Annotated in this window: 20 protein-coding genes; 9 read left to right on the top strand and 11 right to left on the bottom strand. The window is 70.4% G+C overall.

Features of this window, described 5'->3' with window-relative positions; genetic code table 11:
- Nucleotides 1-53 precede the first annotated feature (53 nt).
- Nucleotides 54-1,157: a citrate synthase 2 gene (locus OG801_RS17985; protein ID WP_355022049.1), complete on the top strand. Its 1,104-nt coding sequence runs from the start codon at nt 54-56 to the stop codon at nt 1,155-1,157.
- 12 nt (nt 1,158-1,169) lie between these two features.
- On the opposite strand, the gene OG801_RS17980 is transcribed toward OG801_RS17985, so the two are convergent.
- Nucleotides 1,170-2,015, bottom strand: coding sequence for a PhzF family phenazine biosynthesis isomerase (locus OG801_RS17980; RefSeq protein ID WP_355022050.1), 846 nt, complete (start codon nt 2,013-2,015; stop codon nt 1,170-1,172).
- A gap of 58 nt (nt 2,016-2,073) precedes the next feature.
- Nucleotides 2,074-2,547, bottom strand: a complete 474-nt coding sequence (locus OG801_RS17975) for a GNAT family N-acetyltransferase (RefSeq protein WP_406030221.1) — start codon at nt 2,545-2,547, stop codon at nt 2,074-2,076.
- 43 nt (nt 2,548-2,590) lie between these two features.
- On the opposite strand from OG801_RS17975, the gene serC reads away from it, so the two are divergent.
- Complete coding sequence (gene serC, locus OG801_RS17970; protein ID WP_406030220.1) at nt 2,591-3,706, top strand: phosphoserine transaminase; 1,116 nt, start codon at nt 2,591-2,593, stop codon at nt 3,704-3,706.
- 38 nt (nt 3,707-3,744) lie between these two features.
- Here serC and OG801_RS17965 read toward each other — a convergent pair whose 3' ends face one another.
- Both OG801_RS17965 and OG801_RS17960 read right to left on the bottom strand, forming a co-directional pair.
- On the bottom strand, nt 3,745-4,713 hold the full coding sequence (locus OG801_RS17965) for a hypothetical protein (protein ID WP_406030218.1): 969 nt from the start codon (nt 4,711-4,713) through the stop codon (nt 3,745-3,747).
- Between the two features lie 10 nt (nt 4,714-4,723).
- Nucleotides 4,724-5,935, bottom strand: coding sequence for a class I SAM-dependent methyltransferase (locus OG801_RS17960; RefSeq protein ID WP_406030216.1), 1,212 nt, complete (start codon nt 5,933-5,935; stop codon nt 4,724-4,726).
- A gap of 240 nt (nt 5,936-6,175) precedes the next feature.
- On the opposite strand from OG801_RS17960, the gene OG801_RS17955 reads away from it, so the two are divergent.
- Nucleotides 6,176-6,547 carry a DUF4267 domain-containing protein gene (locus OG801_RS17955; protein WP_355019304.1) on the top strand — a complete coding sequence of 124 codons (372 nt, stop codon included), beginning with the start codon at nt 6,176-6,178 and terminating at the stop codon, nt 6,545-6,547.
- 20 nt (nt 6,548-6,567) lie between these two features.
- On the opposite strand, the gene OG801_RS17950 is transcribed toward OG801_RS17955, so the two are convergent.
- The gene (locus OG801_RS17950; RefSeq protein WP_406030213.1) at nt 6,568-9,366 is read right to left on the bottom strand and encodes an FAD-binding and (Fe-S)-binding domain-containing protein; all 2,799 of its coding nucleotides are present in this window, start codon (nt 9,364-9,366) and stop codon (nt 6,568-6,570) included.
- A gap of 151 nt (nt 9,367-9,517) precedes the next feature.
- On the opposite strand from OG801_RS17950, the gene OG801_RS17945 reads away from it, so the two are divergent.
- A complete protein-coding gene (locus OG801_RS17945; protein WP_406030211.1) occupies nt 9,518-10,876 on the top strand; it encodes an MFS transporter in 1,359 nt (452 codons plus the stop codon).
- Between the two features lie 17 nt (nt 10,877-10,893).
- Complete coding sequence (locus OG801_RS17940; protein WP_406030209.1) at nt 10,894-11,853, top strand: ornithine cyclodeaminase family protein; 960 nt, start codon at nt 10,894-10,896, stop codon at nt 11,851-11,853.
- Nucleotides 11,854-12,027: 174 nt separating this feature from the next.
- Here the strand turns inward: OG801_RS17940 and OG801_RS17935 are convergent, their stop codons facing one another.
- Together OG801_RS17935 and OG801_RS17930 are read right to left on the bottom strand one after the other, a co-directional pair.
- Nucleotides 12,028-12,972: an NUDIX domain-containing protein gene (locus OG801_RS17935; RefSeq protein ID WP_406030208.1), complete on the bottom strand. Its 945-nt coding sequence runs from the start codon at nt 12,970-12,972 to the stop codon at nt 12,028-12,030.
- Nucleotides 12,972-14,204 carry a geranylgeranyl reductase family protein gene (locus OG801_RS17930; protein ID WP_406030206.1) on the bottom strand — a complete coding sequence of 411 codons (1,233 nt, stop codon included), beginning with the start codon at nt 14,202-14,204 and terminating at the stop codon, nt 12,972-12,974. The genes OG801_RS17935 and OG801_RS17930 overlap by 1 nt, the downstream gene beginning before the upstream one ends.
- 126 nt (nt 14,205-14,330) lie before the next feature.
- Here OG801_RS17930 and OG801_RS17925 point away from each other — a divergent pair, with 126 nt between their 5' ends.
- Genes OG801_RS17925 through OG801_RS17915 form a run of 3 tightly spaced genes read left to right on the top strand, consistent with a single transcriptional unit; the run spans nt 14,331 to nt 17,126 of the window.
- A complete protein-coding gene (locus OG801_RS17925) occupies nt 14,331-15,389 on the top strand; it encodes a FecCD family ABC transporter permease (RefSeq protein ID WP_406030204.1) in 1,059 nt (352 codons plus the stop codon).
- A 16-nt stretch (nt 15,390-15,405) separates the two neighbouring features.
- A complete protein-coding gene (locus OG801_RS17920) occupies nt 15,406-16,374 on the top strand; it encodes an ABC transporter substrate-binding protein (RefSeq protein ID WP_406030202.1) in 969 nt (322 codons plus the stop codon).
- Nucleotides 16,371-17,126: an ABC transporter ATP-binding protein gene (locus OG801_RS17915; protein ID WP_406030200.1), complete on the top strand. Its 756-nt coding sequence runs from the start codon at nt 16,371-16,373 to the stop codon at nt 17,124-17,126. Before OG801_RS17920 ends, OG801_RS17915 begins: the two co-directional genes overlap by 4 nt.
- A gap of 7 nt (nt 17,127-17,133) precedes the next feature.
- Here the strand turns inward: OG801_RS17915 and OG801_RS17910 are convergent, their stop codons facing one another.
- The 4 genes from OG801_RS17910 to OG801_RS17895 all read right to left on the bottom strand — a co-directional run bounded on the left by OG801_RS17910 (nt 17,134) and on the right by OG801_RS17895 (nt 19,897).
- A complete protein-coding gene (locus tag OG801_RS17910) occupies nt 17,134-17,619 on the bottom strand; it encodes a pyridoxamine 5'-phosphate oxidase family protein (protein WP_406030198.1) in 486 nt (161 codons plus the stop codon).
- 23 nt (nt 17,620-17,642) lie between these two features.
- Complete coding sequence (locus tag OG801_RS17905) at nt 17,643-18,710, bottom strand: glycerophosphodiester phosphodiesterase family protein (RefSeq protein WP_406030196.1); 1,068 nt, start codon at nt 18,708-18,710, stop codon at nt 17,643-17,645.
- Between the two features lie 30 nt (nt 18,711-18,740).
- Nucleotides 18,741-19,205: a DUF4232 domain-containing protein gene (locus OG801_RS17900; protein WP_406030194.1), complete on the bottom strand. Its 465-nt coding sequence runs from the start codon at nt 19,203-19,205 to the stop codon at nt 18,741-18,743.
- Between the two features lie 305 nt (nt 19,206-19,510).
- A complete protein-coding gene (locus OG801_RS17895) occupies nt 19,511-19,897 on the bottom strand; it encodes a helix-turn-helix domain-containing protein (protein ID WP_355019316.1) in 387 nt (128 codons plus the stop codon).
- A gap of 109 nt (nt 19,898-20,006) precedes the next feature.
- On the opposite strand from OG801_RS17895, the gene OG801_RS17890 reads away from it, so the two are divergent.
- A complete protein-coding gene (locus OG801_RS17890) occupies nt 20,007-20,888 on the top strand; it encodes an alcohol dehydrogenase catalytic domain-containing protein (RefSeq protein WP_406030191.1) in 882 nt (293 codons plus the stop codon).
- Nucleotides 20,889-20,897: the final 9 nt, after the last annotated feature.

Genomic DNA, 20,897 nt, shown 5'->3' with positions numbered 1-20,897 from the left:
TCTGGGCGGGTGGGGCAGAATGCGGAACGACACTAGGAGAATGGGAGACGGCAGTGAGCCAGGTACAGCACGGTCTCGAGGGCGTCGTGGCCTTCGAGACCCAGATCGCGGAGCCCGACAAAGAGGGATCGGCACTTCGCTACCGCGGGGTCGACATCGAGGACATCGTCGGCCGAGTGCCGTTCGAGAACGTCTGGGGCCTGCTGATCGACGGCTCATACGGCCCCGGCCTGCCGCCCGCAGAGGCTTACAACCTGCCGGTGCACACCGGTGACGTGCGCGTCGACGTCCAGGCCGCCATCCCCATGCTCGCGCCCGCCTTCGGGTTCGGACAGACGTACGACATCTCCGACGAGCAGGCCCGCGAGGACCTGGCTCGCGTGGCCGTCATGGTTCTCTCGTACGCCGGCCAGTCGGCCCGCGACATCCACCTGCCGATCGTGCCGCAGCGTGAGGTCGACAAGGGCAAGACCCTCGCCGAGCGCTTCCTGATCCGCTGGCGCGGCGAGGCCGACCCCGCCCACGCCCACGCGATCGACGCCTACTGGTCCTCTGCCGCCGAGCACGGCATGAACGCCTCCACCTTCACCGCCCGGGTGATCACCTCCACCGGTGCTGACGTGGCTGCCGCCTTCTCCGGCGCGATCGGCGCGATGAGCGGGCCCCTGCACGGTGGCGCGCCCTCACGCGTGCTCGGCATGATCGAGGACGTCGAGAAGGCGGGCGATGCCTCCGGCTATGTGAAGGGGCTGCTCGACTCCGGCGAGCGCCTGATGGGCTTCGGCCACCGCGTCTACCGCGCCGAGGACCCGCGTGCGCGCGTCCTGCGCCGCACCGCGCGCGAGCTCAACGCGCCCCGCTACGAGGTCGCCGAGGCCTTGGAGAAGGCAGCGCTCGAGGAGCTCCGCGCCCGGCGCCCCGACCGCGTCCTGGAGACCAACGTCGAGTTCTGGGCCGCCATCGTCCTCGACTTCGCCCAGATCCCGGCCAACATGTTCACCTCGATGTTCACCTGCGCCCGCACGGGTGGCTGGTCCGCACACATCCTGGAGCAGAAGAAGACCGGGCGCCTGATTCGCCCGAGCGCCATCTACACCGGCCCCTCCCCCCGCCCCGCCGACGCGGTCGAGGGCTGGAACGCCGACTGGGCGAAGTGACCCGTCCGCTCCTCAGATCCTGATCGCGGCGCCGGTGACCCGCACCCGCGGGTCGCCGGCGCGCAGGTCGACCTCCAGCAGTGACGGGCTGCCCATGTCGTGCCCCTGGTGGAGGGTGAGGCTCGCGTCCTCCGGGACCAGGGCCATCTCACGGGCGTAGGCGCCGAAGGCCGCGGCCGCGGCTCCGGTCGCGGCGTCCTCCACCACTCCGCCAACCGGGAACGGGTCGCGGACGTGGAACACCGTCGGCGACTCCCGCCACACCAGCTGCACCGTCGCCAGATCGAGCTGCTCCGTCAACCGGAGCAGCCGGTCGAAGTCGTAGTCCAGCTCCGCCAGACGCTCGCGGGTGGCGGCCGCCAGCACCAGGTGACGTACTCCCGCGAAGGCGATCCTGGGCGGCAGCTCGGCGTCGAGCTCGTCCTCCCGCCAGCCGAGCGCCGCGAGAGCCTCCGCGACGTCTGCCGGGTCCACGTCATGCACCCGGGGCTCGACGCTGGTGAGAGTGGCCTTCAGGACGCCGTCGTCGTTGCGCACCGCGACGGGGACGTGGCCGGCCGCGGTGTGGAAGTCGAAGTCGCCCACGCCGATGTGCTCGCCGAGTGCCACCGCGGTGGCCACCGTGGCATGACCGCAGAAGCCCACTTCGGCCTTGGGGCTGAAGAAGCGCAGGGTGAATGACCGGTCGTCGTCCGGGCTCGGTCCGGGGGTCAGGAAGGCGGACTCCGAGTAGCCGAGCTCGGCGGCGATCGTCAGCATCTGCTCGTCGTCGAGTGCGGATGCGTCGAGGATGACGCCGGCTCCGTTGCCGCCGCTCGGGCTGGTGGTGAATGCGGAGTAGTGCAAGATCTCGGTCATGGCTGGGATCATCCATCCGCAGGTGGACCTCGGCGAAACGAATTTTCGTTCGGCCAGGTCAGAGCCTCTTGGCCATGCAGCGGACGAGCTCGTCGTCCTTGTAGAAGCCGAACGGCTCGACGTGGGAGTAGCCCTGCGCCTCGTAGAGCCCGATGGCCTCGTGCTGGAGGCCGCCGGTGGTGAGGACCATGGCCTCGAAGCCGACGCTGCGGGCCGAGTCCTCGACGTGGGCGAGCATCCGCTTGGCGAGCCCTCGGCCCTGGGCCTCGGGCACGACGTACATCCGCTTGATCTCGGCGGTCACCACGGTCCCGAGGGCGGGCTCGCCGGAGCGTCGCCAGGCGCCGGAGGCGACCGGGACCTCATCGAGGTAGCCCAGGAAGTACGCACCCGCGGGCGGCTCGAACATCTCCGGCACGGTCGGGTCGTAGTCGGGTTCGCCGTAGCGTTCGACGTAGAACTCCTGGACCCGGTCGACCAGCTTCTGAGCATCAGGGTGGTCGTACGCGACCCGGCGAATCTCAACAGACACGTCGGTATTCTGGCCGATGCCCGCAACTTGCGAGAATGGGTTTATGACGCTGCAGATCCCCGCCGACCTCCTGCCCGCCGACGGACGTTTCGGGTCCGGGCCGTCCAAGGTGCCCGCCGGCCGCCTGGAGGCGCTCGCCGCGACCGGGGTGTCGGTGATGGGTACCTCCCACCGGCAGCAGCCGGTGAAGGATCTCGTCGCCCGCGTCCAGACCGGGCTGGCCGACCTGTTCTCGCTGCCGGAGGGCTACGAGGTCGTCATCGGCAACGGCGGCTCGGTGGCGTTCTTCGACCTGGTGACGTACGCCCTGGTACGCGAGCGCAGCCAGCACGCCGTCTTCGGGGCGTTCGGCAAGAAGTTCCTCTCCGCTGCCAAGGCGGCGCCGTGGCTGGCCGACCCGTCGGTGATCTCGGCCGACCCGGGGTCGCTGGCCGCACCGGCGTACGAGGACGGCGTCGATGTTTACGCGTGGACACATAACGAGACCTCGACGGGCGTGATGGCTCCGGTCGTACGTCCGGCCGGCGCGGGGGCGGACCAGCTCACCATCGTCGACGCGACCTCGGCCGCCGGCGGGCTGCCGCTCGAGGTGACCCAGAGCGACGTCTACTACTTCGCGCCGCAGAAGTCGTTCGCCTCCGACGGCGGCCTGTGGCTGACCCTGCTCTCCCCTGCCGCGATCGCGCGGGCCGAGGAGATCGCGGCGAGCGGCCGGCACATCCCGTCGTTCTTCTCGCTGACCGAGGCGATCAAGCAGTCCCGCAGCGCGCAGACCGTCAACACCCCCGCGGTCGCGACGCTCTTCCTGATGGCCGAGCAGCTCGACTGGATGAACTCCTCGGGCGGGCTGGACGCGATGGTCGCCCGCACCACCGCCTCCTCCGACGCGCTCTACGCATGGGCCGAGAAGGCGCCGTACGTCCGCCCGTTCGTCGAGGACCCCACCCACCGCTCTCTCGTCGTCGGCACCGTCGAGCTCGACGCCGGCATCGACAAGGACGAGCTACGCCGCGTACTCGCCGAGAACGGCGTCGTCGACCTCGACGCCTACCGCGGCGTCGGCAGCAACCAGCTCCGGATTGCGATGTACCCCTCCGTCGACGCCGCCGACATCGAGGCCCTCACCGCCTGCATCGACTGGGTCGTCGACCGCCTCTGATTCGCCGAGTCGGCTCGTCATGACGAGCCGACTCGGCGTCAGGTGCGCTTGCGGAAGATGAAGTACGCCGCGACTGCGAGCGCCACCAGGGCGATCGGGCCGGCGGAACCGCCGTCGTCGCCATCCTTGCCCTCACCGTCGCCCTCGTTCGCCGGCTCGGCCTCGTCCGGGGCTGTATCGGCGGTCGGGTCGGCGGTCGGGGGCGGCTCGTCGCCGAGCACCTCACCGACCAGCTCGGGGTCGACCCGGATCACCTCGGCGCGGATGCCTTCGCTGGTCACGACGACCTCGCCCTTCGAAGTGACACCGATGGCCTCGCCCTGCTCCTGGTCGGGGGTCCGGAAGGAGCCCACCCGGTCCATCGAGGGCCAGGAGTAGATCGTGGCGGAGTAGTAGCCGCGTACGACCAGGTGCTTGCCGTCGGGGAAGAAGGCGCCGTCGGTGGCCATCGGGATGACCGGGGCGACCTCCTTCAACCGGTTGGGGCCGTCGGGGTCGAGGTGCTTCGGAACCGCGTAGAGCCGCCCGCCTCCCCAGTCCTTCGTGGCGACGAAGACGCGGCCGTCGGGATGAGCCAGCAGGGACTCGGCGTTGTGCGGCCCGTCGGGGTAGACGAGCTCGTAGACGGTCGGCGAGACCGTGCGCTCGCCGCGCCCGACGCGTACCTTCGCGATCCTGATCGAGTCCCAGACGCTGTTGTTGTCGCCGATGTCGCCGACCCAGACGTGGTTGCGGCCGGCGGGCGCGAGCCCTTCGACGTCGACCGGGTCGGCGGCCCAGTGGGTCACCCCGACCGTGTCACCGCGCGAGTCGACGGTGAAGACGCGGCCGCTGTCCCCGGAGTCGTTGGTGGTGGCGTACAGACCCTTGCCGAGCGGCGTCAGCGCGCTGGCCTCGCTGATCGTCGGGTCGGAGAAGGCGAAGAGCACGTCGTCGCCGGCGGCGCTCGCGGGCACGGCCGAGATCAGCACCAGCCCGAGTGCGCCCGCGGCGACGACCGCCTTCATCGCTCGGATCTCATCGCTCCGCGAGCAGCTCGCCGAGCTTCGGACGTACGCCCCACTCGGCCACGAGCTCGTCGTACTCCTTCTTCACCGAGCCGCCCTTGACCGGCGAGCCGGTGCGGATCGCCCGGAGCATGGTGTTGCGCGGGGTGTGCTGGCTCTCCACGAACTGCACGACCTCGACGCGGTAGCCGGACAGGCGCAGCAGGCTCGCGCGCAGGGCGTCGGTCAGCGTGTCGGCGAAGCGCTCGCGGAGGATGCCGTGGCGGGTGAGCATGGAGTAGGGCGCCGGGGTCGGGGCCTTGCGCAGCTGGGCGGCGATGTCGTGATGGCAGCACGGCGCGGCCAGCACCAGCGGCGCCTCCCACTCGATCGCGCGAGCGAGGGCGTCGTCTGTGGCCGTGTCGCAGGCGTGCAGGGCGAGCACCACGTCGGGCTTCTCGTCGAGCTGTACGCCCTCGATCGTCCCTGCCACGAACTCGGCGTGCACTCCCAGCTCGTCAGCGATCTTCGAGTTGTGCTCGCGCGACTGCTCTTTGACGTCGACGCCGGTGACGACGACGGGCAGCTCGCGGACCTCGGTGAGGTAGCGCTGGGCTGCGAAGGTGAGGTAGCCGTTGCCGGCACCCAGGTCGATGATCCGCAGCGGCTCCTCGGCGGTGGGCGTGCGGACCTTGCCGGACTTCATCGCGTCGGTCAGGGCGGCGTCGAGCTGGCGCAGGAACTCCTCGACCTGGCGGTACTTCGCCTGGCGCGACGGCTTCAGCTTCCCGTCCTTGTCCGAGAGACCGAGCACCCGGAAGACCGGGTCGGACTCCGGCAGCAGTCGCTCTTTCGCCTGGTCATGGCCGCGTTCGACCTCGACCGGAGCGGTCAGCTCCGTGGTCGAGACCAGCGCCGTCGTCGGCGACTTCGCCTGGATCTGGGTCTGCTCGGTCGCGGTCGTCACGACCCAGTTGGCGAACGGCAGGTCGAGCAGGTCGTCCAGCGCGGCCGGGTCGCCCACCGGGTGGTTCGCGGTGAACGCCTGGGTCGCGTCGTACGTCGTGATCTGCAGGTGTCGGCCAGCCTTCAGGTCGACGTAGCGGATCTCGGCGCGACGCCACTTCGGTGCACTGCCACGCTGCTTGCCGGACGCGACCGCCTTGACCAGCTGCTCGGGATCGAGGATCACCGACCGCATCCGGTTCAGCGCCCGCAGCAGCGGCTCCGACTCCCTGCTCAACTCAGCACCCCGGCAATGACGACCACCAGCAGAAGCGCGACCAGCGCGCCGGGAATGATCATTCGGCGGTAACGCGGGTTCACCGCTTCAGTCTAGGCGCGCGCCACACCCCAACGCCCATCGCCGAGGCCCGTCGCTCCCGAACGTCCCCGGGACAGAAATCTAGCAACGCTAGACACTCGCTGCTCCTATCGCTAGCATTGCTAGAAAATCTGGCATCGAAAACACAGGGAGCTACAGATGCTGTACACCATCGGAATGGTCCTGATCTGGATCGTCGCCCTCGGGATCATCTACGTCGGCGTGATGTATCTACTGAGGAACGAGGCCAACGCCGCCGGCTTCGGCCTGCCGGTCCTACCCGCCCCCGAGGCTCGCGCCTGGTGGCAGCTCAAGGGCGTACGCGACATCGCCAGCGGGCTCGTCCTGATCCCGCTGATCTTCGTCGAGCCCGACGCCGTCCCCTGGGTGGTCCTCGTCGAGGCCATGATCCCGGTCGGCGACATGCTCGTGATTCTCGGCAACCGAGGGAGCAAGGCGCGCGCCTTCGGGGTCCACGGGCTCACCGCGGCCTTGATGCTCATCGCCGTGGCGCTGCTCTGGCTGGGCTGATCCAGCCGGGCCGACCACCTTCAGACGCGTGAGGCGAAGAGCTCGGCGAGGTGCATCGTGGGGACCGAGGCGAGGTCGTCGAGCTGGACGCGGCACGACATCCCGTCGGCCAGGATGACGGCGTCGGGGTGGGACCGGACAGCCGGAAGCAGGTGGGTCTCCGCGACCGCGACCGACACCTCGTAGTGCCCCTCCTCGACCCCGAAGTTGCCGGCCAGGCCGCAGCAGCCGGAGACCCGGGTGACCTTCGCGCCGGCCTGGGTCAGCAGCGCCTCGTCGTCGACCCAGCCCAGGACGGCGTGCTGGTGACAGTGCGGCTGGGCGACGACCTCGACGCCGGTCAGGTCCGGCAGCGTCGCCCGCCCCTCGCCCACCAGCCGCTTCACCAGCTCGGCGAAGGTGAGCATCCCGTCACGTACGACCTCGGCCTCGGGCAGCGCCGAGAGCTCCACCGAGTCCGACCGCAGCGTCGCGGTGCACGACGGCTCCAGGCCGACGACGGGGACGCCGGAGGCGACATAGGGGGCGAGCGTACGCACGGTCTTCTCCATGATCTTCCGCGCGTCGTCGAGCTGGCCGGTGGTGATCCAGGTGAGCCCGCAGCAGGCCTTCTCGCCGATCACGCGGACGGTCAGGCCCTGCGACTCGAGCCACGCGATCGCGCCGTGGCCGGACTGGGCGAAGAAGTGGTCGGTGAAGGAGTCGGCCCAGATCCACACGTCCGGGGTCTCGGGGAGCTTCGCGGTCGGCGCCGACCGCTTCAGCGTCTTCGGCGCGAACGCGGGGATCGAGCGCCGCTGGTCGATGCCGGCGGTCTTCTTGGCGATCTTGGCGAGCGGCGAGATCTTCAGCGACGCGTTGGCCATGCCGGTGAACGGCGCCGCGAGCCGTGCCCACTTCGGCAGCTGCCCGAGAAGAGCGTGCGAACGCGGCCGCCGCTCCCCGAGGACGTCGTGCTTCTGGTAGAGCGCCTCGGACTTGTACGTCGCCATGTCGATGCCCGTGGGGCAGTCGGAGGCACACCCCTTGCAGGCCAGGCAAAGGTCGAGCGCCTCGCTCACCGCGGGGTCGCCGAGCCCACCGACGAGCGACCCGTCGAGCGCCTCCTGGAGCACCCGCGCGCGTCCACGGGTCGCGTCCTTCTCCTCGCGGGTCGCGAGGTAGGAGGGACACATCACTCCGGCGGTCTTGGGAGCGACGCACTTGCCGACGCCGGTGCAGCGGTGCACGGCGGCACCCAGGTCACCGGAGTCGTGGATCAGCCGCAGGCCCGTCCGAGGAAGGGCGCGGGGTCGCACCGGACGCAGGTCGTCGGTGATCGACGCGGGCCGCACGATGTTGCCCGGGTTGAGCAGCTCCAAGGGGTCACAGATGCCCTTGACCTGCTCGAAGAGTTCGATGGAAGTGGAGTCGTACATGATGGGCAACAGCTCCGAGCGCACTCGCCCGTCACCGTGCTCGCCCGACAGCGAGCCGCCGTAGGTCACCAGCTGCGTCGCGCACGCGGTCATGAACTCGCGGAACACCTGGGCCGACTCCGGCGCGTCCGGCGCGAACGGGAAGTCGATGCGGCAGTGGATGCAGCCGTCGCCGAAGTGGCCGTAGGGGTAGCCGTGCAGGCCGAAAGACTCCAAGATTCCCTCGAAGTCGCGCAGCCAGGCACCGAGGTGCTCCGGCGGGACCGCGGCGTCCTCCCAGCCGGAGTGGGCCGGCGTGGGCAGCGAGACCCCGGCCAGCCCGGCACCGTCCTCGCGGATCCGCCACAGCGCGGCCGCCTCGAGGGGATCGACGACGACCCGCGACTCGAGCGCGCCGGACTCCGCGGCGATGCGTTTCACCAGGTCAGGCGCGTCCTCTCCGGCGACCTCGACCATCAGCCAGCCAGCGCCCTTGGGCAGATCCGGCACCGGGCGGCCCTTGGCGCGCACCAGGTCGGCGATCCGCGCGTCCATCCCCTCGCACGCGATCAGCCGCCCCGGCGCCACCTGCAGGAGCGCAGGCACCGCGTCGGCGGCCTCTGCCATCGTCGGGTAGCCGAGCACCAGCAGCAGCCGCCCGGGCGAGTCCTCGACGAGCCGCACGGTCGTCTCCAGGATCGTCGCCAGGGTGCCCTCGGTGCCGGCCAGGAACCGGTCGACCCGCCCGCCCTTCTCGGGCAGCAGGTGCTCGAGCGAGTAGCCCGAGACCTGGCGCCCGAACCGGCCGAACTCGGTCCGCACGTGACCGAGGTTGGCGCCGACGAGCGCCTGGAGGCGCTCGGCGGTCTCCCCGGTCGAGACGCCATCTGCATAGATCGCCTGCTCGCCGTTGCCGAAGAGCACGGTCAGCGCCTCGATGTTGTCGACTGTGCGGCCGTAGCCCAACGCCCGGTTGCCGCAGGCGTTGTTGCCGATCATCCCGCCGATGGTGCAGCGGGTGTGGGTTGACGGGTCGGGCCCGAACCGCAGCCCGTGCGGAGCCGCTACCCGCTGCAGGTCGGCGTGCACGACGCCCGGGTCGATCCGCGCGGTCCGCGCCTCCGGGTCGATCTCGTAGATGGTCCGCAGGTCGCGCGTGTCCACGACGATCCCGGACCCGACGGCGTTGCCGGCGATCGAGGTGCCCGCACCTCGCATCGTCACCGGCGCCCCGGTCGAACGGGACACCGCGTGCACCGCGAGCAGCTCGTCGCGGGACTGCGGCCGTACGACGACGGAGGGCACGACCCGATAGAGGCTCGCGTCGCTGGAGTAGAGCGCCCGGGCCAGCGGCGAGTCGTCGACCCGGCTGATCCCCTGGTTGCGCAGCTCATTCGCCAGATCCGAGGCAGTCGCATTCACCCGCACATTGTCACAGACCTCGGCGCGGTCACCGGTCAGCGCCCACCGTCGACGACCACAACCCGAACCCGTCTCAGTGAGCGATATTCGACTCTCATATAATGGGACAGCCCGCGAGAGCGCGGGCACTTCCAGACCTCGGAGAGAGACCATGTCCGCCACCCCCGCACCGGCCAACCCGCGCTCGCGCGTGCTCGTCGCCAGTCTCATCGGGACGACGATCGAGTTCTACGACTTCTACGCGTACGCGACCGCTGCCGTCCTCGTCTTCCCCGCCCTCTTCTTCCCGGCCGGCGACCCGACCACCGCGCTCCTGGCGAGCTTCGCGGTCTTCGGCGCCGCGATGGTCGCCCGCCCGATCGGCGCGATCTTCTTCGGCCACCTCGGCGACCGGCTCGGCCGCAAGACGACGCTGGTCATCTCGCTGCTCACCATGGGCATCGCGACGTTCCTGATCGGTGCGCTCCCGACGTACGAGACCGTCGGCTGGGTCGCCACCGCACTGCTCGTGCTGATGCGCCTGGCCCAGGGCTTCGCGCTCGGCGGCGAGTGGAGCGGTGCGGCCCTGGTCGCGACCGAGAACGCCCCGGAGGGCAAGCGCGCCATCTACGGTACGTTCCCGCAGCTCGGCGCGCCGCTGGGCTTCATCCTCGCCAACGGCCTCTTCCTGGCCATCGCGGCGCTGCTCTCCGCTGAGGGCGCCGACCCGACCAGGCCGTCCGAGGCGTTCCTGGAGTGGGGCTGGCGGGTGCCGTTCCTCTTCTCCGCGGTGATGGTCATCGTCGGCCTGTGGGTCCGGCTGCGCCTGGTCGAGAGCGACGTGTTCACCAAGAGCCAGGACGCCGGGCTGGTCCGCAAGGTCCCGCTCGCCTCGGTCGTGCGCAACCAGGGCAAGCAGCTGGTCCTCGGCACCTTCTTCATGCTGGCGACGTACGTGCTCTTCTACCTGATGACCGCGTTCTCGCTGTCGTTCGGCACCGCCGCCACGGACCTCCCGGTGCCCGGTCTGGGCTACGGCTACACGACCTTCGTGCTGATGCTGATCTTCGGCGTGATCTTCTTCGGCATCTTCACCATGGTCTCCGGGCCGCTGGCCGAGCGCTTCGGCCGGCGCCGGCTGCTGATCGCGGTCACCCTCGGGATCATCGTCTTCGGCCTGGCCTGGGTGCCGCTGGTCAACGCCGGCACCGTGGGCGTACTCCTCTGGCTGGTTCTCGGCTTCTCGCTGATGGGCCTCACCTTCGGCCCGATGGGTGCGCTGCTGCCAGAGCTGTTCCCGACCAGCGTGCGCTACACCGGCTCCGGCATCTCCTACAACGTCGCCTCGATCCTCGGCGCCGCGGTCGCGCCGTTCATCGCGGTCGCGCTGTGGAAGCAGGCCGACGGCTCGCCGGTCCTGGTCGGCGTCTACCTCTCCGTGATGGCCGTGATCACCCTGATCTCGCTGGTCATCGGCAAGGAGACCAAGGACGTGGCGCTCGAGGAGACCCCGGAGAAGGCCACCGTCTGAGGGGCTAGCGTGGCGGGGTGACCGTCAGGATCCTCTCCGCCACAGACGTACGCAGCATCTTCACGCCCCGCCTCGCGCTGGAGTCCCAGCGTGAGGCGTTCACCCGACTGGGAGCCGGGGAGGCCGTCCAGCCTCCCCGGCTTCTCGTGCCTGGACCGGACTCCTCGGTCTCGTTCTGCTACTCCTCCCGGATCGCCCCCGACGCCCCCGCGGTGAGCAAGTTCGGCAGCGTCAACCCGGCCAACGCCGCCCGCGGGCTGGGTGCCGTGCACTCGGTCATCACGGTCCTCGACGCCGAGACCGGCGCACCGCGCGCGATCATCAACGGCGACAGCGTCACCGGCCTGCGCACCTCCGCCGCGACGACCCTCGCCATGCAACAGGTCGCGCCCGATGCCGAGAACGTCCTCGTCGTCGGCACCGGCGCCCAGGCCCGGGCCCATCTCGACGCCTTCGACGTGACCCACCCCGACGCCGAGTTCTGGATCTTCGGCCGCAGCACCTCCGCGGCGGAGGAGATCGCCCTCCATCACGGCGCTCGCGCCGCCCACGACCTTCCCCAAGCGGTACGCCGTGCCGACATCGTCGTCCTCTGCACCTCGTCCCTCACCCCGGTGATCGAGGACTCCTGGGTCACCGACGGCACCACCGTCGCCAGCGTCGGCTCCTTCGCCCCCGACCGCGTCGAGCTGCCGCCGTCGCTGCTGTCGCGCTCCACGGTCGTGGTCGACTACCGCCCCTCGGCGCTGACCGACTCCGGCCCCCTCGTCGAGGCCATAGCCTCCGGCTTGGTCGCCGCGGACCGGATCACCGACCTCGGCTCCCTACTCACCGGCGCATCCTCCGTGACCCCCGCCGCGGCCGACACCGTCACCTACCTCTCCGTAGGCGTAGGTGCCCAAGACGCAGCCGCCGCCAGGTTCGTCCTGGCAGCAGCCGAAGAACAGAACGTAGGCACCCAGGCCGCCCTCGACTAACCCGCGAGAAGTCAGAATCTGACGCCGAGACGTCAGTTCTTGGCGTCGAAGAGTCAGTCCTCGGCGTCGAGATGTCGATTTATGGCGTCGACAAGTCGATTTTCCGTACGCCACATCGGTGGCAAGAACTGACCTTTCGCCGTCAGAAATCGACGTCTCGGCGCCAGATTTCGACTACTCGGCGCCAGATTTCGACGCTTCGGCGGCCAGGGCTGCCTGCACCACGTCTAGGAGGGGGAGGGTCTCCAGGTCGGCGCGGGTCACCCAGCGGACGTCGTCCGTCGTGCCGTTCTGCTCGACCACCCGCGGATCCTCGCCGTCGGCGACAGTCGCGGCGAAGATCAGGTGGACGCCGTGGAACTCCTCGTGACGACCGCTGGGGGCGGTGCCGGTGATGTTCACGTCGTGCACGTCGAGCAGCGCGCCGACCTCGCAGGTGAGGCCGCACTCCTCGACGACCTCGCGCACCAGCGCCTCGCGCGGCTGCTCGCCGAAGTCGACCCCGCCACCGGGCAGCGTCCAGGTGCCTGAGTGGTAGCCGAGCGGCGAGATCCGGGTGAGCAGGATCGCGTCGTCGGAGGGGCGGGTGATGAACGCGTACGCAGCCAGCCGCTGCATCCGCGACGGCTTGTGCACCTCGAGGGCGTCGGTGACCAGCGGAGACGTCGGGATCTCGCCGCTCGTCACCGCGGCCAGGGGCAGCCAGGCCGCCTCCGCGGTGGATCCGTCGACCTCCATCGTCTGCGGTTCCGGAGCGTCGTGGGGCACCCAGCCGTCGTAGACGATCCGGATCGCGTGGGCGTTGACCCGACGGCCAAGCCGCCAGGCCTTCGCCTGATGGACGGAGTAGACCCGTGCCTCGACGCCGACCTCGACCGGCACGCCGGCCTCCTCGTAGACCTCGCGCACGACCGCGTCGCGCGGGTCCTCGCCGTGGTCGATCCCGCCGCCGGGCAGCGTCCATCGCTCCTCCGGCGTGACCTTCTCCGAGAGCCGGCTGAGCAGGATCTCCGGCTCAGCGGCCGCACCGGCCCGGATGATGACGGCGTACGCCCCCACCCGCTGCACCTTCGGAAGCTTGCGTCGCCGCCCGCTGCGGCCCCGATTCCGCGTCGCCATCAGCTGAACGGGGGTCGGGAGTCGAGAGCCAGCGAGCGGCGACCGGCCCAGCTCCACACCTTGGCGGCGCGGTCGCGGTCGTCGTCGGTGACCAGGTTGCCCATCCACCGCAGGGCCAGCGTCATCAGCCAGTCGGAGCGCATTCCCGCAGGTCCGAGGGTGGATACCAGGCGCGGACGAGTGGCGATGCCGGCCAAACGGCGGGCGATGGAGAATGCCTCGCCATAGTGTTCACGCAGGGTCGCCGGCCAGGCGGTGGCCAGGTCCTCGCCCGCGATCAGCGCGTCGGCGACCATCCGTCCCGTCTCGAGGCCGTAGTCGATCCCTTCGCCGTTGAGCGGGTTCACGCACCCGGCGGCGTCGCCGATCAGCGCCCAGTTGGCGCCGGCGACACCGGAGACGGCACCACCCATCGGCAGCAGCGCGGACTTCTCCGCCCGCAGCTCGCCGGTGAGCCCGAACTGGTCGCGACACTGCTCGGTGTAGTGCCTCATCAGCGGCTTGATCGCGACGTCTGCGGGCCGCTTCGAGGTGGCCAGCGCACCCGCGCCGATGTTCACCTCGCCCGATCCGAGCGGGAAGATCCAGCCGTATCCCGGCAGCGCCTCACCAGACTCGTCGCGCAGCTCGAGGTGGGAGGAGATCCATTCGTCGTCGGCCTGGTCGGAGGCGATGTAGGCCCGACCGGCGACGCCGTAGACGGTGTCGCGGTGCCACTCCCGGCCCAGCACCTTGCCGAGCGGCGAGCGCACGCCATCGGCGACCACGACCGACCGGCAGGCCACCTCGTGGCCACCCTCGAAGACAACCGCGGCGATCCGATCGCCGTCCCATCGCACGTCCACCGCGCGTACGCCGTCGACCGCCGTCGCGCCGGACTTGATCGCCACCGTGCGGAGGTGATCGTCGAGCTCGGCCCGCGGCACCGCCGAACCCCACGACGGCAAGGTTCCGCCGGGCCACGGCAGGTGCAGCGTCTGCCCGAAGCCGTGCGCCCGCAGGCCCTTCGAGACCGGGTGCGCACGCAGCCAGTCCTCCAGCCCGAGCCGGACCAGCTCGTGGGTCGCGCGCGGAGTCAGCCCGTCACCGCAGGTCTTGTCACGCGGGAAGACGGCCGCGTCGGTCAACAGGACATCGACCCCGGCGCGCGCCAGCCAGGCCGCCGCGGCCGAGCCCGCGGGCCCTGCCCCCACGACGAGCACGTCAGCTGACTGCGGAAGGGACGAGGTCATGCGCATATCTTCCCAGAACCGGCCAACGGCCCGCGAAAGAACCCTCACCTCAGGCCGAAGCGAGCCTCTGCTAACTTATTGCAAGTTCTTCGCATTAGTCCCGGAGCAGTCTCGGAAGGCCCCCACGTGCACGACCCTCTCGGCGTACGTCGCCGCCGCCGGCGCGCCGCCATCTGGCTCCTGGGCCTCCTCGCCGCCGCCGTGGCGACGGTCGTGGTCGCGGTCGGGCTGGGTGCTGCGTACGTCTCTCCGGGGACGGTCGCCCAGATCCTCGGCCACCACCTCCTCGGCCTGCCCGAGGCCGGCTGGAAGGCCACCGAAGAGGCGATCGTGTGGAAGGTACGCCTCCCCCGCGTGCTCCTCGGCGCCCTGGTCGGAGCGGGCCTGGCCGTCACCGGCATGGCGCTGCAGGCGATGGTCCGCAACATGCTCGCCGACCCCTACCTGCTCGGGATCAACTCCGGCGCCTCCAGCGGCGCCGCGGCGGCGATCCTCTTCGGCGCGGGCACCGGCCTCGGGGCGTACGCTCTGCCCGGCTCCGCCTTCCTCGGTGCCCTCGCGGCCTCGTTCCTGGTGTTCGCGCTCGCCCGCAGCGGCGGTCGGGTCACCTCGCTGCGGTTGCTCCTCTCCGGCGTCGCCGTCGGCTACCTCCTCTACGGCCTGACCAGCTTCCTGATCTTCGCCTCGGGATCGGCCGAGGGCGCGCGGTCGGTGATGTTCTGGCTGCTCGGCTCGCTCGGCCTGGCACAGTGGAACGGCCTGCTGGCCGTCGTGGCCGTCGCCGTGCTCGCCACCATCGCCCTGCTGACCCTGTCCGGTCGTGGTCTCGACGCCCTCGCGATCGGCGATGAGACCGCCCACACCCTCGGCGTCTCCCCCGACCGCTTCCGCACCCTGCTGCTGGTCCTCGTGGCACTGACCGTGGGCGTGGTCGTCTCGGCCGCCGGCAGCATCGGGTTCGTCGGCCTGGTCGTGCCCCACCTGGCCCGGCGTGCCGTCGGCTCCGCCCACTCCGTGGCGATCCCGGCCGCCGCCCTCATGGGCGCGATCCTGCTGGTCTGGGCCGATGTGCTCGCCCGTGTGCTCCTCCAGCCCCAGGAGATCCCGATCGGGATCGTCACCGCGCTCCTGGGCGCCCCGTTCCTCATCGTCCTCATCCGGCGCTTCTCGGCGCGCGACGTCTGACCATCAAGGAGCCGAAATGATCCGCCCCATGCTCGCCACCGCCACCCTCGTGCTGGCCACGACGACCGCCTGCGGCGCCGACGCCGCCGGCGACCTGCCCGCAACCGCCGGCTTCCCGGTCACCGTCGAGAACTGCGGCGCAGAGGTCACCTTCGACGCTCCGCCGGAGCGCGTCGTGATGCTGAAGAGCTCGGCGGTGCCCTACCTGCACGCGCTCGGCGTGATGGACCGGGTCGTGGCCAGGGCCGGTGAGTATCCCGCCGACTACTACGACGCAGAGACCCAGGCCGAGCTCGACGACATCCCGCTGCTCACCGACGAGATGGACACCAGCGGCCACCTGCAGATCTCCAAGGAGATCGTGATCGCCGAGCAGCCCGACCTGGTCCTCGGCGAGGTCGACAACCTCTCCCGCGACACCCTCGACGCCGTCGACATCGACCTCCTCGAGGAGCCGGCGATGTGCCCCGAGGGCGTCGACGACCCCGGCTTCGACGACGTCTACAGCCAGCTGGAGACCTACGGGAAGGTCTTCGACCGCGAGGACGAAGCCGCCCAGGCTGTCGCTGACCTGCGCAAACGCGTGACGGAGCTGGAAACGAAGAAGGTCGGCGAGGGACGTACGGCCGCCGTGCTCTACCCCACCGTCGGCGGCGGCGTGACCTACGCCTACGGCACCAGGTCGATGGCCCACCCGCAGCTGGAGGCGGCCGGGTTCGAGGACGTCTTCGCCGACGTCGATGAGCGCGTCTTCGAGGTCTCGACCGAGGATCTCCTCGAGCGCGACCCCGACGTGATCATCCTGCTCCACAACGCCGGCGACCCTGCCAAGGTCGAGGAGTCGATCACCCAGCTCGCCGGCGCCGAGGACCTCACCGCGGTCAGGAACGGCGACGTGATGGCGCAGCTGTTCAACTTCACCGAGCCGCCCTCCGCCCTCTCCGTCGACGGCCTGGAGCGGATCATCGACAGGTTCGGCCGGTGATCGAGGCAGCGGGCCTGTCCTGGACGTACGGCACCACGACGATCCTCGAGGACGTCGACGTCGCCTCCCACGAGGGCCGGGTGCTGGGCCTGATCGGCCCGAACGGGAGCGGCAAGACGACCCTGCTCCGGCTGCTCTACGGCGCCCTCCAGGGCACGGGCACCGTCGAGATCGACGGCGACGACCTCGCCAGGCTCCCCGCCAGGCAGGTCGCCCGGCGCCTGGCGGTGGTCGTCCAGGAGTCCGGCACCGACACGAGCTTGACCGCCGGCGAGATGGTCCTGCTGGGACGTACGCCGCACCTGTCCGCCTTCGCCAGGGCCGGCGAGCACGACCTGGCGATCGCCGCGGAGTGCCTGGAGCGCGTCGGCGGGACCCACCTCGGCCCGCGCTCCTTCGCCGCCCTCTCCGGTGGCGAGCGGCAGCGGGTGCTCATCGCAAGGGCGCTGGCACAGGAGGCGACCCATCTGCTCCTCGACGAGCCGACCAACCACCTCGACATCCGCTACCAGCACGAGATCCTCTCCCTGGTCCGGAAACTGGGGACGACGGCGATCGTCGTGCTCCACGACCTCAACCTCGCGGCTCGCTACTGCGACGATCTGGTGCTGCTCGACCAGCGCCGCGTCGCCGCCCGCGGCACCGTCGACGAGGTGCTCCGGCCCGAGATCCTGGAGCCGGTCTACGACATCGGCATCGAGCGGCTCGAGCTGCGCGAGGAGATCCACCTCCTCTTCCGCCCCACGACCTGAACCCGCCTCAGACCTCCGGGGCGGCCTCGACCCTGGTCTCGGGCACGGACTCGTCATCAGGATCGACGCCCGGAAGGTGCGCCTCCCAGAGCTCGACGTCCATCACGTAGAGCCGGAGCGAGGCCTCGCCGCGCAGCTGCTCGGGCTTGAACGCCCGAGCTGTGCCGACCAGCCGGTGGAACGCCACCGCGCAGCGCTTCTCGAGCTCGAAGTCGGGCACCTGGCGCGCCATCCCGGTGACGTACGCAGCGCTCGCCCCGTACCCCGGCAGCACCGAGGAGTCGAAGATGACCCCGGCCACGCGCGGGTCGCGGATGAGGTTGCGGGAGTGCTGCGCGTCGGGCGCCGAGACCCAGTAGAGGTCGCTGTAGCCGTCGTGGGAGAAGTAGACCGGCGACGTACGCGGCCGGCCATCGGGATCCGAGGTCGCCAGCACCAGGTAGGCGACGCCGTCGACGATCCCGCGGACGTGTCTGTCCAGATCAGCTGCCATACCCCAGAGGGTAAACGACTTTTCTAGTGGTGACCTGGGTATATGCGCGGCAGCTTGTAGCCGTGCTCGGCCAGCACCTCGCGCAGCACGTCCGGCCTGTCGGTGATCAGTCCGTCGACGCCGAGCCCGATCAGATGCTCCATCGTGGCGACGTCGTCCACCGTCCACGGCACGACCGCGATGCCGCGCGCGTGCGCCGCGTCGACCAGCTCCTGGGTCGTGAACGGCACATAGCCCGGATCCGACACGGAGCCGCCCTGCGGGTCGCCGTGGACCGGGGAGACCGCATCCGCCCCGAACGAGTCCGCGGCCGCGACGTACCGCTCCTGCAGCGACCCCTCGAAGTCGTCGATGTCGATCCCGCCCAGCCACGGCGAGGCGCCCGGCTGTCCCTGCTGGAGGAACTGCTGTCCGTTGGTCAGCGCAACGATCGGCAGCCGCGGCTCGACCTCGCGGAACCGCTTCAGCGCGCCCCAGTCGAAGCTCTGGATCGTGACCTGGTTGCGGATGTGCGCCCGCCTGATCTCGGCCAGGACGACGCGGACGAACTGCTCGCGCGGCGCGGTCTGCTCCGGCGCTCCAGCCTCGACCTTCGTCTCCACGTTCAGCTGGACCTGGCCGGCGTGGTAGCTGTTGACCAGCGCAAACACCTCCGAGAGCAGCGGCATCCGCTCGCCCGGCGAGAGCACCTGGTCGGGGAACTGCGGCTGCCGCAGCGACCCGCAGTCGATCGTGCGCACCTGCGCGAGCGTCAGGTCCTTGATGTAGGTCCGGTTCGGCACGTACGGGAACTCCGGGTCACCGGGGAACGCCGGCGAGGTGTCGACGCACTTGGCCGGGTTCGGGTCCCGGTCGTGCGTCACGACCGCAAGGCCGTCCTCGGTGATCTGCACATCGAGCTCGAGGGTGCTCACGCCCAGCTGGAGCGCCCGCTCGAAGGCCGGCAGCGTGTTCTCGACCGTCAGCGCGATACCGCCGCGGTGCGCCTGGAGGTCGAAGGTACGCGGATCGTTCTCGGCGTACGCCGGGGCGATGGCGGAGCTCGCCAGGAGCGCCGCGGACACAAGGAGGCCTGCTCGGACACGTCTCATGCCCGACAGGATCCCGCAGCCGGATGGCCGCTAGTGGAACGCGTGATGAGACAGGAGCGACACGTTCTTGTCCGCACACCCGGTGGTCTCGTGGCGGACGAACTGCGAGTCGTAGGAGTCGGGCACGTAGACCCGGAACCCGTCCACCTCGGTCGGCTTGCAGGCCGAGGCCGGATAGTTCTCGGCCGTCGACTCGGAGACCTCGCTCACGGCCACCTGACCTGGCTTCATGATCACCGTGCGCCACTTGCCCTCACGTGCCGCGGGCGCGCCGACCTGGGCGCCGTCGCCACCCCCGACGTACGACAGTCCGCCGAAGCCACCGAGGGCACACGCATGGCCGGAGACATTGGTCAGCGTGATCTCGCCGAACCGCGATCCGGCGCCGGCGTCGGTCGCGCGATAGCCGGCCTTCAGGTCGGTGTTCGTGCACTTCGGCGTCTTCCGATCCGCCGGCGCGGGGTCAGAGGACGAAGCAGAGGACTCAGTCCTCACCGGCGAACCCCCCGTGGCCGCCGGTGAGGACTGAGTCGGGGACGATGGTGTGCTGCTCGCTTGGGCGGGATCCGCGGTCCCGGAGGCAGATGGTGACGAGTCGACCGCCCCGTCCTTCGTCGACCCACAACCTCCCACCGCGAGCACGCCGAGGACCCCGATTCCGACCACCATCAGTCGTAGGTGCCGCATCTTCGCTCCTCGAGTAGCAGATGCCAGCTAGATAGATCCAGCCAGTTAACTCATCGTCCCAATCCTGAGACGCGCGGACCGTTCGCTTCGTTGCGTCGGATCTCGAGAAAATCTCAGACCCTGCTGTCGTACACCGTCCGAGCCGCGTCGACCTCCGGCATGTGCTCCTCGGCCCAGGCCTTGAGGTGGCCGATGACCGGCAGCAGCGTCTGCCCGAGCGGGGTGAGCTCGTAGTCGGTTCGCACCGGCACCGACGGGGTCACCGTGCGGATCAGCAGGCCGTCGCGCTCCATCTTCCGCAGCGACTGGGTCAGCATCTTCTGACTCACCCCCTCGATCTGCGAGGCCAGCTCCGAATACCTCAGCGGGCCGCGGAGCCCCAGCGCCACGATCGCCAGGCTCACCCACTTGTCACCGATGGTGTCCAGCAGCCGCCGGCTCGGACACAGCGCCGAGAATGCGTCGAATCCGCTCGGCCGCTCGGCCGTCGTCGTCCCCATGGCAGACCTCCAGGTGCGTACGCCACTTCAAAGTGCCTTCTTCCCAAAGGAGAGTAGGGCACCGAAAGTAGTGCATGCAACCAGAAGACCACTGCAAAGGACCAACACCATGTACGCACTCATCTCCCGCGCCGGCGACCCGACCCCGCGCCTCGAGGAGCTCCCTGCCCAGACGCTCGGCCCCGACGACATCCGCGTCGAGGTGGCCGCCGCCGGCTTCACCCTCTTCGACGCCTTCGTCGCGAGCGACCACGCAGCCATCAGCCTCCCCGACGTCATCGGCCTCGGCTTCGACTTCAGCGGCGTGGTCACCGAGGTCGGCGAGGCGGTCTCCGGATTCGCCGTCGGCGACCGCGTCGCCGGCCTCCACGGCAACCCGGCCGCAGGCGCCCGCGCCCACGCGACCGAGGTCGTGGTCCCCGCCTCCGCCGCAGCGGCCGTACCCGACGGGCTCACTCTCGAGTCGGCCGCCGCGGCTCCGCTCAACGCGCTCACCGCCCGCCAGGCGCTCGACCTGCTCGGCACCGAACGCGGCAGCCTTCTCGTCACCGGTGCCGCCGGCGGCGTCGGCCTGTGGGCACTGGCGCTGGCCAAAGCCGACGGTTGGACGGTCGACGCCCTGGTACGCCCCGGCACCGAGCACCTCGCCACCGGCGCCGACCGCGCCGTCACCGAGATAGAACCGCACGCGCACGACGCCGTCCTCGACCTGGCGGCGCTCAACGATCCGGCCCTGGCAGGCGTACGCGACGGCGGCCGCTACGTCAGCGTCAAGCCCGGCCGGGCACCGACGGCCGAGCGCGGCATCAAGGTCTCGACCGCACTGAACCAGCCCGACGGCGCGGTGCTCGCCGACCTCCTCCGGTTGGCGGCCGACGGCACGGTGCCGACCCGGATCGCCGCGACCCGCCCGCTGAGCAAGGCCGCCGAGGCCTACCAGGAGGCGGAGGCTGCACCGGGATCCGATGGCCGCTGGCTGCTGATCCCGTGAAAAGGACGA

This window comes from Nocardioides sp. NBC_00163 (assembly GCF_045206295.1).
GTDB lineage: Bacteria > Actinomycetota > Actinomycetes > Propionibacteriales > Nocardioidaceae > Nocardioides.
The sequence above is the reverse complement of the archived record's forward strand: the minus strand, read 5'-3'. Positions and strand labels throughout refer to the sequence as shown.

Coding starts and splice junctions, on each gene's coding strand:
- OG801_RS17980 (WP_355022050.1), bottom strand. CDS start 2,015: ATGACCGAGATCTTGCACTACTCCGCATTCACCACCAGCCCGAGCGGC.
- serC (WP_406030220.1), top strand. CDS start 2,591: ATGACGCTGCAGATCCCCGCCGACCTCCTGCCCGCCGACGGACGTTTC.
- OG801_RS17965 (WP_406030218.1), bottom strand. CDS start 4,713: ATGAAGGCGGTCGTCGCCGCGGGCGCACTCGGGCTGGTGCTGATCTCG.
- OG801_RS17955 (WP_355019304.1), top strand. CDS start 6,176: ATGCTGTACACCATCGGAATGGTCCTGATCTGGATCGTCGCCCTCGGG.
- OG801_RS17945 (WP_406030211.1), top strand. CDS start 9,518: ATGTCCGCCACCCCCGCACCGGCCAACCCGCGCTCGCGCGTGCTCGTC.
- OG801_RS17935 (WP_406030208.1), bottom strand. CDS start 12,972: ATGGCGACGCGGAATCGGGGCCGCAGCGGGCGGCGACGCAAGCTTCCG.
- OG801_RS17930 (WP_406030206.1), bottom strand. CDS start 14,204: ATGACCTCGTCCCTTCCGCAGTCAGCTGACGTGCTCGTCGTGGGGGCA.
- OG801_RS17920 (WP_406030202.1), top strand. CDS start 15,406: ATGATCCGCCCCATGCTCGCCACCGCCACCCTCGTGCTGGCCACGACG.
- OG801_RS17910 (WP_406030198.1), bottom strand. CDS start 17,619: ATGGCAGCTGATCTGGACAGACACGTCCGCGGGATCGTCGACGGCGTC.
- OG801_RS17905 (WP_406030196.1), bottom strand. CDS start 18,710: ATGAGACGTGTCCGAGCAGGCCTCCTTGTGTCCGCGGCGCTCCTGGCG.
- OG801_RS17895 (WP_355019316.1), bottom strand. CDS start 19,897: ATGGGGACGACGACGGCCGAGCGGCCGAGCGGATTCGACGCATTCTCG.
- OG801_RS17890 (WP_406030191.1), top strand. CDS start 20,007: ATGTACGCACTCATCTCCCGCGCCGGCGACCCGACCCCGCGCCTCGAG.